The following is an 11,755-nucleotide window of genomic DNA, read 5'->3' on the forward strand; positions in this document are numbered from 1 at the left end:
CACCTGGTATCCGGAGACAGCGGTCACCGATCGGCCCGCGTCGCCCCTTGGCCGGAGGCGTGCGGCAGGCGCAGGGTGAAGACCGTCCGCGTGTGCGGGGTGCTGGTCACCGACACCTCGCCGCCGTGGGCCTCGGTGAGCTGGCGGACGATGGCCAGGCCCAGGCCGCTGCCGCCGGTCTGGCGGCTGCGGGACTTGTCGGCACGCCAGAAGCGGTCGAAGACGTGCGGCAGATCACCCGCGGCGATACCGGTGCCGGTGTCGGCGACCTCGATCACTGTCTGGTCGCCGGCACCGCGGCAGCTCAGGGTGACGGTGCCTCCGGGAGGGGTGTGCCGCAGGGCGTTGGACAGCAGGTTGCCGAGGGCCTGGCGCAGCCGCACCGGGTCGGCGTGGAGGGTGGGGGTGTCCTCGACGCGGGTGGTGAGCGTGACGCCGGCGGTTTCGGCCCGGCCGCGGTGGGCGGCGGCCACGTGGTCGAGGAGTTCCCGCAGACGCAGGGCTTCGGGGCGCAGCCGGAGCCGGCCCGCGTCGGCCTGTGCCAGGTGCTGGAGGTCGTCGACGATGTGCTGGAGCAGCAGGGCCTCCTCCAGCAGGGACGCGACGAACGCGTCGTCGGAGGTGGCCAGGCCGTCCTGGGCCGCTTCCAGCCAGCTGCGGATCGTACTGAGCGGGGTGCGCAGTTCATGGGCGACGTCGCTGACCATCGCCTTGCGCTGGCCCTCCACGCGCTCGCGGCGCTCCGCCAGGTCGTTGAAGGCGGCGGCCAGGTGACCGATCTCGTCGTTGGTGGTCACCGGTACCCGCAGATGCTGCCGGGTCGGGCGGCGGGCGGCGTCGGTCAGCGCCCGCAGCGGTCTGACCAGCCGGGTGCCCACGGTGACGGTGACGGCCACGGTCAGGACGAGTACGAGCGCGGCGGCTCCCGCGACCCGGACCGTGCCGGCCGACGAGAGGTCGAAGCCGGCCTCGGCCGCTCCGGCCGGAATGGCGACGAACAGCAGCGCGGGCGGGGCGACATAGGGGGCGAGCTGCTCGCGGCGGGCGGTGTCGATGCACCGTTGGACGGCGTCGTCGGCGCTTCCGTTCGGAGCGAAACTGAGCCCGATCGTCACGGGGTCCAGATGCTGGCGTGTCACGCAGCCGCCGACCAGGACGTTGAGCCGGTCGAGTGCCCGCTTCTCGGTGCTGGTGGGGCTGTCGAGCGTGTAGAGGGCGCACGTCTCGCTGATTTTCTGGCGGATGTCGTTGTCACCGGTGATGACGACGGAGGGCCTGCCGCTCGGCGCCTCGGAGACGCGGGCGGGGGAACCGACGACGTTGCGCAGGCAGGACTGCACCGTGCCCACGAGGTCCAGCAGTTCCCTGCGTTCGGCTGCGGGCAGTCGGTACGGGCCGACCGCTCGCGGGTCGATACCGTCCGCCTTGACGCCGGGCAGCAGTGCCGGGTCGGCCCGCAGGGGGTCGACGAGGGCCGAGGCTCTCGTGGGCAGCGCGGTGGTGGAACCGGATGCCGCGAGGGGACGGCGGTCCTGGGTGGTCAGGGTGATGTGGCGCCCGGTCCGCTCGGTCAGCCGGTTCAGGGTGGGCTGCACGGCCGACCAGTTGGTGTGGCCGGCGGCGTAGCCGACGAGCGTGTCGTAGATCTGGGCGTCGTCGGCGAGGACTTGTCCCTGCTCGTGCTGGATGGCGCTGGTGGTGGTGCGGGCGGCGAGCCAGGCGGTGGCCGCGACGGAGCACACGGCGATGGTGATCGACGCCGCCAGCAGCCGGACCAGCAGACTCCGCCGCAACGGCACCCTGCCCTCGGGTGTCGCCCCCGTCTCAGTGTCCATGGGTGCCGTCGGCGAGGCGGTAGCCGACTCCGAACACCGTCTGGAGGTAGACCGGACGCCGGGGAACGGGCTCGATCTTCTTGCGGAGGTTCAGGACGTGGACGTCGATGGTGCGTTCGGTGATGTAACGGTCGTCGCCCCGCGTCCGTGCCAGCAACTGACGCCGGGTGAAGACCCGTTCAGGTTCGGCGGCCATCGTCGCGAGGACGTCGAACTCACCCGGTGTGCAGGCCACGCGCCGGCCCTCGATCTCGACGACGCGGCGGACGGGGTCGAGAGCGAGGGCGCCGACCCGCAGCACGGGGTCGTCCGGCGCGGCGCCTGCTGCCCGGGTGCGCCGCAGCAGGGTGCGGATCCGGGCCATCAGCTCGCGGGGGCTGTAGGGCTTGGTCAGATAGTCGTCGGCGCCTAGGTCCAGGCCGAGCAGCAGGTCCTCCTCGGTGCTGCGGGCGGTCAGCATCAGCACCGGCAGGTCGCTCTCACGCCGTAGGACGCGGCACACGTCCAGGCCGTCGACGACCGGCATCATCACATCGAGGACCAGCAGGTCGGGCCGGTGGCGGCGCACCTCGTCGAGGGCCGCGCGCCCGTCATGGACGAGCAGGGCGGTGTAGCCCTCCCGCTCCAGGTAACGGCGGATCACCTCGGCCTGTTTGGTGTCGTCCTCGGCCACCAGGACACGGGCGCTCATGGGGGTCAGATTAGGTGCGGCGAGATCGGCCGAGACGGCTTTCTGACGGCGCCCTGACAGAATCTTCATATCGGCGGCCCATCGTCTGCGCCATGTTGAACCTCTTCACTCGAGCCGCGGTGTTCACCTCCGTCGGCACGGTCGGTCTGGTCGTCCTCACCGCGTGCGGGGGCGGCGGCACAGGCGGCGACGCGGACAAGGACCTTCAGGGCGAGGTCGCCTCGCTCACCACCCCGGCGGCGGGCGGTGGTTCGGCGAGTCCGAGCGCCGATCCCGACGCGGGCCGCCCGCAGATCCGGCTGGACAGCACCCAGGACGAGATCAACCGCCTCTTCGAGGCCTGGACCGCCTGTCTGGAGGAGCACGGGGCGGAGAAGAAGTACAAGACCGACCCTAATTCCCCCGGCGTGAAGGCCTGCAAGGGGAAGGAGCCGCTCGATCCGCCGGAGCTGGACCCGGCCAAGAACCCGGACTACGACGACGACGTACGGATCATGGTGAAGTGCATGAACGAGCACGGCATCAAGAGTGTGGTCATGGAGGAAGGCTGGGGCCTGGAAGACGGAGCCGGCCTGAACGCTCCCGGCTACACGGAATCCCTGACCACCTGCCAGGTGAAGGCGTTCGGTGGAGACGAGTAACGACACCGGAGCAGCGCGTCCGCCGGGCAGACGGCGGGTGGTCATCGGGGCCGTGGCACTGGCGGTCGTCATGGCGAGCGCGTTGACCGTGACCGCGTGGGAGAACCGCGACGGCAAGCCGGACACCGCGGGCGGCGCCACGGTGCGGGTCGCGACCGCCGTCGTGACCAGAGGCGACCTGTCCAACGCCCAGACCCTGGACGGGACCCTCGGCTACGGCAGGACGACCACGGTGAAGGGCGGCAAGGCGGGCCTGATCACCTGGCTGCCGACGGCGGGCAGAACGGTGCGGCGGGGCGACCCGCTGTACCGGGTGGACGACGTTCCGGTGCCGGTCTTCTACGGCGGCACGCCGCTGTACCGGACCCTGGAGACCGAGGGCACCACCGGCCCGGACGTGCGGACGGTGGCCGACAACCTCAGGAAACTCGGCTACGACATCGGCGCGCAGCCGCCGGTGGGCACCTGGATCACCCCGCGACCGGCCACGCCGGACGACAGCGGGAACCGGCCGAGCACCACACCTGAGGCCGGCCCTTCCCCCTCCACCCCCACGTCCCCGCCTCTGAGAGCGCCCGTCCGGGTCGGGCGCGGCGACGGGGTGCTGACCGCCGGCCTCGTCGCCGCCGTCAAGCGGTGGCAGACCGCGGCAGGCATGCCGCCCACCGGCGTTCTGGGCGTCGGCGACGTCTCGGTGCAGTCCGGTGCCGTACGGGTCGACGGCGTGCAGGCGCAGCTCGCCGACGCGGCCGACACGCCCCTGATGACGGTCACGTCCACCGTCAAGTCGGTGACCGTCGAGGTGGATCCGTCCGCGGCGGGCTCGATGCGACGGGGCGACCGGGTGACGGTGAGCCTGCCCGACGGCTCCACGGCACAGGGCACCATCACCGCCGTCGGCACCGCCGTCCGGCTCGGCGACGCGTCGGCCGGCGACGGTGACGGCGGGCAGCCCCGGCTGACCGTCGGCATCGCGCTGCGCGACTCCGCGGTGGTGCGCGGACTGAACTCGGCCCCGGTGCGGGTGCGGTTCACCTCGGAGACCCGCAAGGGCGTGCTCACCGTGCCCGTCGGCGCCCTGCTGGCGCTGCGCGAGGGGGGCTATGCGGTCCAGTTGCCGGGCGGTCGTCTGGTGGCGGTGAGGACCGGGATGTTCTCCAAGGGCGTGGTGGAGATCAGCGGCGACGGCATCGGTGCCGGGACCAAGGTGGTGACGACCTCATGAGCGCGCCCCCGGTCCTGGCGGTGCGCGGCGCGAGCATGGTGTACCCCGGCGGGGTGACGGCGCTCCACGACGTCTCGCTCACCGTCGAGCGCGGCGAACTCCTGGGGATCGTCGGCCCGTCGGGGTCCGGCAAATCGACCCTGCTGAACATCATGGGCACGCTGGACCGGCCGACCAGCGGCACCGTGGAGATCGGCGGCCAGGACGTCGCGGAACTCTCCGACCGCAGGCTGTCGGCGCTGCGGGGGCGTCGACTCGGCTTCGTGTTCCAGCAGTTCCACCTCACCGACGGGCTGACCGCCGCCGAGAACGTCGCCACCGGACTGCTGTACGCCGGGGTGCCGCGCGGCAAGCGCCGCTCGCTGGCTCTGGAGGCGCTGGACCGGGTGGGGCTGGCCCGGCGGGCCCGGCATCTGCCGCAGCAGCTCTCCGGCGGCGAGCGGCAACGGGTGGCCATCGCCCGTGCACTCGTCCACCGGCCCGTCCTGGTGCTGGCGGACGAGCCCACGGGCGCACTGGACACCGCGAACGGCGTGGCCGTACTGGATCTGCTGACCGCGTTGAACCACGAGGGGACCACCATCGCGATCATCACCCATGACCGGGACATCGCGGCCCAGTTGCCCCGCCGGGTGGAGATCCGCGACGGCCGCCTCCGCTCCGACATCCGCACCGACGCCCCCGCCCGTACGGAAAGCTGGTCATGATCACCACATCGACGCGGCACGCCGCCGGCCGTCCCGTCGGCCAGGTCGCCGACAGCAGGCCGGTGCGGCTGGCACCGCTGGACATCCTGGGCCTCGGGCTGCTGGGCATCCGGACCCGCAAGGTGCGGGCGGCCCTGTCCGCCCTCGGCATCTCGATCGGCATCGCCACCCTGATCGTCGTCACCGGGATCCCGGCGTCCAGTCAGAAAGCCCTGATGGAGCGGCTCTCCGCACTGGGCACCAACATGCTCCAGGTCGTACCGACCCGCCAGGACCCACCGGTGCTGCTGCCGCCGGAGTCCGTGGCCATGGCCGACCGGATCGGGCCGGTCACGGTGGCCAGCGCGGTCGCCAACACCCACACGGAGGTCTTCCGCAACGACCGTCTCGGCGCCGCCGACTACACGGGCCTCACCGTCCTGGCCGGCAAGCTCGATCTGCTCGAGGCGATCAACGCCGAGGTCGGATCGGGCCGGTTCCTCAGCGCGGACACCGAGAGGTTCCCCACCGCGGTCCTCGGCTCGGTGGCCGCCTCGCGTCTCGGCATTCCGAAGATCACCGCCGGGCAGAGCCCCCCGCAGATCTACCTCGACCGCCGCTGGTTCACGGTCATCGGCGTCCTGGAAAAGACCCCGCTGTCGCCGGACATCGACCGCTCGGTCCTGGTCGGCTGGGACGCCGCGCGCAGTCTGCTGAAGTTCGACGGCCACCCCACGGTGATCTATCTCAAGGCCAGGGAGTCGGAGATCGAGACCGTACGCGATGTGCTGCCCGCCACCGTCAACCCCGAACTGCCCGGCGTGGTCCAGGTCAGCCGCCCGTCCGACGCGCTGGCCGCCAAACGGGCCACCGAGAGCACCTTCTCGGCGCTGTTCCTGGGACTCGCCGGGGTCGCGCTCCTCGTCGGCGGCATCGGAGTGGCCAACACCATGGTCATCTCCGTCCTCGAACGCCGCCGGGAGATCGGCCTGCGCCGCGCCCTCGGGGCCAACCGGGGCCAGATTCGCGCCCAGTTCCTCACCGAGTCGGTCGTCCTGTCAGCGCTCGGCGGCCTGGCGGGCACCCTCCTGGGCACCCTGGCCACTGTCGCCTACGCGGCCCATCAGGACTGGCCACCGGTCATCCCGCTCACCTCGGTGACCGCCGGGTTGGGCGGCGCGATCCTGATCGGCATGCTGGCCGGCGTCTACCCCTCCCTACGCGCCGCCCGCCTGACCCCGACGGAAGCCCTGGCGACGACGTAGCAGCGGCAACGCGCGGGGGATCAGGCCATTCGAGCGGCCCCCGCTGGAAGAGGCCGCTCCCTCGGTGTCCAGGAGCCGGATGGCGACGATGCGGAAGACGTACGCCGTCAGCGACATCGCGCCGACCGCGATGACGGGCCCCGCCAGGCGGCGCAGCCGGGCGGGAGAAGGCGTCCATGGCGGCCAGGCACACGGTGATCACCAGGATCGCCACACCCGTGGCGGCCACGATGGAAAGGGTCGCCACGCTGTGCGCGTCGGAGGCCGGCATCCCGGCGGGAGTGTCGCCGAAGATGCCGATGCTGTCGGGCGACACGGACGACATGCCCGGCCCCTCTCCGGCGGAGTCCGTCCAGCGGAGTTCGCCGCGACCTGTCCCGCTTCTTCCACCGCGGCCCCTCGAGGACCTGCTCAACGCCGCCACCAAACCGGCGAAGCACATCCGATGAGGCCCGGCCGGGGTGGCTCGACGCCCATCCCACCCCGGCCCGACCGTCGCCGACCACCACTCTTCCCGACCGTGACAGCAAATACTTGGCTAGCCACACGTTTGCTGTTACGTTGGTTATGTGTCCAGCCACCTAAATGGGTGGTGACACGAGAGGAGTCGTCATGAAAGCCATCCTGTTCGACCGTTTCGGCGGCACGGACGTGCTGCACGAGGCGGACATCGAGGTCCCGCAGCCCGGCCCCGGGCAGATCCGCGTCCGCGTCAGGGCGGCCGGCCTGAACGCGCTGGACGGCAAGATCCGCTCCGGGGCCATGCAGGCCGCGTTCCCCACGCCGCTCCCCGCCGTCCCCGGTGCCGAGCTCGCCGGCGTGGTGGACGCCCTGGGTGAGGGCGTGCGGGACGTGCAGGTGGGCGACGAGGTGCTGGGCTGGTCGGACACCGGCTCGTACGCCCAATACGCGCTGGCCACCACCGTGGCCCCCAAGCCCGCCGGCCTCGACTGGCAGCACGCGGTCGCCCTGCCGGTGGCCGGCGAGACGGCCGAGCGGGTCCTGGACCTGCTGGGCGTCACCGCCGGGGAGACCGTACTGATGCACGGCGCGGCCGGAGCGGTCGGCACCCTCGCGGTCCAGCTCGCCACGGCCCGCGGAGCACGCGTCATCGCCACGGCCGGCCCCGCGAACCAGGACTACCTCACCTCGCTCGGCGCCACCGCGACCCGCTACGGCGAGGGCCTGGTCGAGCGGGTCCGGGCGCTCGCCCCCGACGGCGTGGACGCGGTGTTCGACCTGGCCGGGAAGGGGGCCCTGGAGGACTCCATCGCCCTGCGCGGCGGCACCGACCGCATCGTCACCATCGCCGACTTCCGCGCGCACCAGCTCGGCATCACCTTCTCCAGCGGCGGCCAGGAACACTCCGCCGCCCGCCTGGCCGAGCTGGCCCAGGACGCGGCGAACGGCAAGCTCGTCACCACCGTCACCGTCTACCCACTCACCGAGGCCGCCACGGCCCAGCAGGTCAGCGACGCCGGGCACGGCCGGGGCAAGCTCGTCCTCACCCTCGACTGATCACACCCGCCCTTGCCCCTCGTCCCGATCATCATCCGGTCATCCCCGCACCGAAGGACCACCCATGCTGAACGCCCTGTGGACACCGACCACCATCGGTGACATCTCCCTCCCGCACCGCCTGGTCATGGCCCCCATGACCCGTGACCGCTCCACCCCCGAAGGCGTACCGACCGAGCTGAACGCCGAGTACTACGCCCAGCGCGCCTCGCATGCCCTCATCATCACCGAGGGGACCCAGCCCAACGCCGACGGCCAGGGCTACCTCCTCACCCCCGGCATCCACAATGACGATCAGATCGCCGGGTGGCGCAAGGTCACCGACGCCGTGCACGCGGCCGACGGCCGGATCGTCATCCAGCTGATGCACACCGGACGCATCGCCCACCCCGACAACACCCCTCACGGACGCCGGCCGGTCGCCCCTTCGGCGGTCCAGCCGCAGGGCGCGATGTTCACCGCGTCCGGGCCCCAGGAGATGCCGGTACCGCGCGAGCTGTCCACCGAGGAGGTCGCCGCGACCGTCGACGACTTCCGCCGCGCCGCGGCGGCCGCCGTCGCGGCAGGCGCCGACGGCGTGGAGATCCACGGCGCCAACGGCTACCTCGTGCACCAGTTCCTCGCCGACAACACCAACCAGCGCACCGACCGGTACGGCGGCTCCATCGACAACCGCATCCGCTTCGCCGTCGAGGTCGCCACCGCCGTGGCCGACGAGATCGGCGCCGACCGCACCGGCCTGCGCATCTCCCCCGGCAACCCCTACAACGACATCGCCGAGTCCGACACCGCCGAGCTGTATCCGGCGCTTGTGCGCGCCCTCAGCCCGCTCGGCCTCGCCTACCTCCACGTGATGCACGCGGGCGACGAGGAGCTGCTGGGCACCCTGCGCGCGCTGTGGCCGACCGCGCTGATCCTCAACCGGGCCGGCACCGACCTGCCCACCCGCGCCAAGGACATCGACCACGGCACGGCCGACCTCGTCTCCGTCGGCGCCCTCGCACTCGCCAACCCGGACCTGGTCGAGCGGCTACGCTCTGACGCGCCGCTGAACACCCCCGACCCGGCGACCTTCTACGGCGGCGGAGTGGCCGGCTACACCGACTACCCCACCCACACCGTCTGAGGAACCGCATCATGCCCGCCTCCACCCACCGCACCCCCTCCACGGCCGGCGAGGGGCCGATGAGCTACGCGATCTTCCAGCTCGCCCGCGCTCACCGCGCCCGCGCCGCCGCCATGCTCCGCGAGATGGACCTGCATCCCGGACAGGAACTGCTGCTGATGCAACTCCTCGACCGGGACGGCCAGACCCAGTCCGAGCTGCTCGAAAGCGTCGGCCTGGACCACTCCACGGTCTCCAAGTCCCTGCGCCGCATGCAGGAGGCGGGCCTGCTCGTGCGCGAGCCGGCCGCACACGACCGGCGTGTCATGGTCGTCCACCTCACGGACAAGGGCCGTGCCATGCGCGAGCCCATCGCGGCCATGTGGCAGGCCCTGGAGGAGACCTCCGCGCGGAACCTGACGGAGCAGCAGGCGGAGTCCTTCGTCCGTATCGCCTACGCCATCGCCGACGCGATCAACAGCCGCGGCGTCGTGGCGGAAGAGTCCGAGTAACTCCCCTCATTCACGCCCCGGTTCCGGTCTGGAAGGCGATCGGCGGAACCCTCCCGCTCACCCCCGTACGTCAGGCAGAACGGGGTGAGCGCGGCCCCCGCGTCCGGGACACCTTCGACTCCACAAGCTCCTGCAGGCCTGCGGTGACCCGTGACGCGAATCCGCCCACCACAGGCCCGCCCCCTGAGCGCCCCGGGCCGACGCCACTCCCTGCCCGCGATGGAAAGTGAAACCCCCATGACCACCACCCGCACCACTCCCCTCCCCGGCCCCGTCCTCGTCGTCGGCGCGACCGGCTCCCTCGGCGGCAAGGTCGTCGACGAACTACTGAGGCGCGGTAAGAACGTCCGCGCCCTGGTCCGGCCGACCACCGACGCGAGCAGGCTCGAGAGCCGGGGCGTCGAGATCGCCCGTGGCGACATGCTCGACCTCGACTCGCTCGTCGCCGCCATGAACGGCGCCGACGCCGTCATCACCACCGCCGCCGGCTACACCCGCGGCGGCAAGAACGCGCACGACATCGACACCGTCGGCAACGCCAACCTCGCCGAGGCCGCCCACCGCGCCGGCATCCGGCGGTTCGTCCTGACCAGCATCCTCACCAGTGACCGGACACCCCAGGTCCCACACTTCTGGCACAAGAAGATCGCCGAGGACAAGCTCGAGCAGCTCGGCGTCCCCTTCGTCGCACTGCGCCCGGGGGCGTTCCTCGACCAGATCGCGACCATGGCGGGCGACCCGATCGACAAGGGCCGCCTGATCTGGATGGCCAAGGCCACCGTGCCGCTGACCTTCGTCCACACTTCCGATCTCGCGGCGAACCTGGCGGCCGCCGTCGATGCCCAGGCCGCCAACGGTGAGCGCGTCGACATCGGCTGGGACCGTCCGGTCAGCATGCGCGAGCTGGCCGACCTGATGGGCAAACGGGCCGGAAAGAAGATCAAGGTGTGGGCGGTCCCTTCCGTCGTCGTCCGCGCCGCGGGGGCCGTCGTCGGCCGCTTCATGCCCCTGGTCAAGGACATGGCCGCGATGTTCGGCTGGTTCGACACAGGCCGCTACGTCGCCGACACCCGCCGCCAGGAGCAGCTGTTCGGCCCCGTACCCACGGCCGAGGACATCCTCGCCCGGTACACCGACGAGCTGGGCGCGGCACGGCACCCCTGACGGGCGATGCCGACCCCAGTTCTCCTGCCTGCCCTGTGCCTACAATCAACCATCCACAGAAGACAAGTCTCCGGAAGACGAGCGATGGCTGACGCCGACCTGAAGGTGCTGTACCGGGAGCTGGTCTCGCTGGAGATCGAGCTGTGGGAGGGCATCGAGGGGCGGTTGAAGGCCGAGTACGACCTGCCGCTGACCTCGTTCGAGGTGCTGCACCTGCTGCTGCGGCGGCCGGGGCGACGGATCCAGGACATCGCGGAGGAGTTCTCGATCACGGTCGGTGGCACGAGCAAGGTGGTCGATCGCCTTGAGTCGGCGGGCCTGTGTGCGCGCCGGGCCAATCCGAACGACCGCCGTTCCTCGATCGTCGAGCTCACCCCCGAGGGGCAGAAGCTGGTGGACGGGGCGCTGAAGGTCTTCGAGGAGGAGCTGGAACTGCGTATCGGGTCGGTGATTCCCGAGCAGTCCGTACGCGAGGTGACCGCGGTCCTCAGCACGCTGCGGGCAGCCGGACGCGCTTTGGACGCGGAGCGGAAGGCCGCAGCGCAGACGTCAGTGCGGGCTGCGCGGACGCCGAGGCAGCCCGGCCGACGGACACCGTGAGCCGCTCATCAGCCCACCACTCGGACGGCGATACGGGTTCTAGCCCCAGAAGGCGTCTTCGGCGGCCGGGTCGGCGGAGAAGAGCCACATCTCGGCGATCTTGCCGTTCTCGATGCGCAGGAGGTCGACGCCGTCCATGCTCATCGACGCGCCGTCATGGCGACCGGTGAAGTGGATGGTGGCGGCGACCATGTCGCCGTTGCCCATGAGCGTGTGGATCTTGTCGATCGCGAAGGTGCCCTGACTGGCCTCCATCATGCTGCCGAGCATCTGGAAGACGGCACCCTGGCCCTTGTGCTCGCCGGAGAACCGGTTGGCGCCGGGTTGGTGCCAGACGATGTCGGCGTCGAGGAGGCCGCCGAGGGTGGCCATGTCGCCGGTCTGGACGGCCTCGAAGTAGGTGCGGGCGATGTCGATGTTCGAGCTGGTCATGTCGTTTTGCTCCTTGAGTTCTGCACTGGTGGCGCCCGCGCCGGACATCGGGGACTCCCGGTCGGGGAACAGTGAGCCCAG

At 71.4% G+C, this 11,755-nt stretch carries 13 protein-coding genes; 10 read left to right on the top strand and 3 right to left on the bottom strand.

Features of this window, described 5'->3' with window-relative positions; all coding sequences use genetic code 11:
• Nucleotides 1-23: 23 nt before the first annotated feature.
• Both ACIBJB_RS02655 and ACIBJB_RS02660 read right to left on the bottom strand, forming a co-directional pair.
• Nucleotides 24-1,835: a sensor histidine kinase gene (locus tag ACIBJB_RS02655; RefSeq protein ID WP_398925752.1), complete on the bottom strand. Its 1,812-nt coding sequence runs from the start codon at nucleotides 1,833-1,835 to the stop codon at nucleotides 24-26.
• Nucleotides 1,825-2,526 carry a response regulator transcription factor gene (locus ACIBJB_RS02660; protein ID WP_398925754.1) on the bottom strand — a complete coding sequence of 234 codons (702 nt, stop codon included), beginning with the start codon at nucleotides 2,524-2,526 and terminating at the stop codon, nucleotides 1,825-1,827. The genes ACIBJB_RS02655 and ACIBJB_RS02660 overlap by 11 nt, the downstream gene beginning before the upstream one ends.
• 92 nt (nucleotides 2,527-2,618) lie before the next feature.
• Between ACIBJB_RS02660 and ACIBJB_RS02665 the strand changes: the two genes are divergently transcribed.
• From ACIBJB_RS02665 to ACIBJB_RS02710, 10 genes are all read left to right on the top strand, one after another.
• Nucleotides 2,619-3,167 (top strand): hypothetical protein, encoded by a 549-nt coding sequence (locus tag ACIBJB_RS02665; protein WP_398925756.1) that lies wholly within the window; start codon nucleotides 2,619-2,621, stop codon nucleotides 3,165-3,167.
• Nucleotides 3,154-4,392: a hypothetical protein gene (locus ACIBJB_RS02670; RefSeq protein WP_398925758.1), complete on the top strand. Its 1,239-nt coding sequence runs from the start codon at nucleotides 3,154-3,156 to the stop codon at nucleotides 4,390-4,392. Before ACIBJB_RS02665 ends, ACIBJB_RS02670 begins: the two co-directional genes overlap by 14 nt.
• On the top strand, nucleotides 4,389-5,099 hold the full coding sequence (locus ACIBJB_RS02675) for an ABC transporter ATP-binding protein (RefSeq protein ID WP_398925760.1): 711 nt from the start codon (nucleotides 4,389-4,391) through the stop codon (nucleotides 5,097-5,099). Before ACIBJB_RS02670 ends, ACIBJB_RS02675 begins: the two co-directional genes overlap by 4 nt.
• The gene (locus ACIBJB_RS02680; RefSeq protein WP_398925761.1) at nucleotides 5,096-6,343 is read left to right on the top strand and encodes an ABC transporter permease; all 1,248 of its coding nucleotides are present in this window, start codon (nucleotides 5,096-5,098) and stop codon (nucleotides 6,341-6,343) included. Before ACIBJB_RS02675 ends, ACIBJB_RS02680 begins: the two co-directional genes overlap by 4 nt.
• 176 nt (nucleotides 6,344-6,519) lie before the next feature.
• Entirely contained in the window at nucleotides 6,520-6,792 is a 273-nt protein-coding gene (locus ACIBJB_RS02685; protein WP_398925763.1) for a hypothetical protein, read from the top strand.
• A gap of 163 nt (nucleotides 6,793-6,955) precedes the next feature.
• Complete coding sequence (locus ACIBJB_RS02690) at nucleotides 6,956-7,861, top strand: NADP-dependent oxidoreductase (RefSeq protein WP_398925765.1); 906 nt, start codon at nucleotides 6,956-6,958, stop codon at nucleotides 7,859-7,861.
• 64 nt (nucleotides 7,862-7,925) lie between these two features.
• Entirely contained in the window at nucleotides 7,926-8,987 is a 1,062-nt protein-coding gene (locus ACIBJB_RS02695; RefSeq protein WP_398925767.1) for an alkene reductase, read from the top strand.
• An 11-nt stretch (nucleotides 8,988-8,998) separates the two neighbouring features.
• The gene (locus ACIBJB_RS02700; RefSeq protein WP_398925769.1) at nucleotides 8,999-9,478 is read left to right on the top strand and encodes a MarR family winged helix-turn-helix transcriptional regulator; all 480 of its coding nucleotides are present in this window, start codon (nucleotides 8,999-9,001) and stop codon (nucleotides 9,476-9,478) included.
• Nucleotides 9,479-9,715: 237 nt separating this feature from the next.
• Complete coding sequence (locus ACIBJB_RS02705; protein ID WP_398925771.1) at nucleotides 9,716-10,642, top strand: SDR family oxidoreductase; 927 nt, start codon at nucleotides 9,716-9,718, stop codon at nucleotides 10,640-10,642.
• An 84-nt stretch (nucleotides 10,643-10,726) separates the two neighbouring features.
• On the top strand, nucleotides 10,727-11,242 hold the full coding sequence (locus ACIBJB_RS02710) for a MarR family winged helix-turn-helix transcriptional regulator (protein ID WP_398925773.1): 516 nt from the start codon (nucleotides 10,727-10,729) through the stop codon (nucleotides 11,240-11,242).
• A 39-nt stretch (nucleotides 11,243-11,281) separates the two neighbouring features.
• Here ACIBJB_RS02710 and ACIBJB_RS02715 read toward each other — a convergent pair whose 3' ends face one another.
• Nucleotides 11,282-11,674 (bottom strand): nuclear transport factor 2 family protein, encoded by a 393-nt coding sequence (locus tag ACIBJB_RS02715; protein ID WP_398925775.1) that lies wholly within the window; start codon nucleotides 11,672-11,674, stop codon nucleotides 11,282-11,284.
• Nucleotides 11,675-11,755: the final 81 nt, after the last annotated feature.

The organism is Streptomyces sp. NPDC050759 (assembly GCF_044456945.1).
GTDB lineage: Bacteria > Actinomycetota > Actinomycetes > Streptomycetales > Streptomycetaceae > Streptomyces.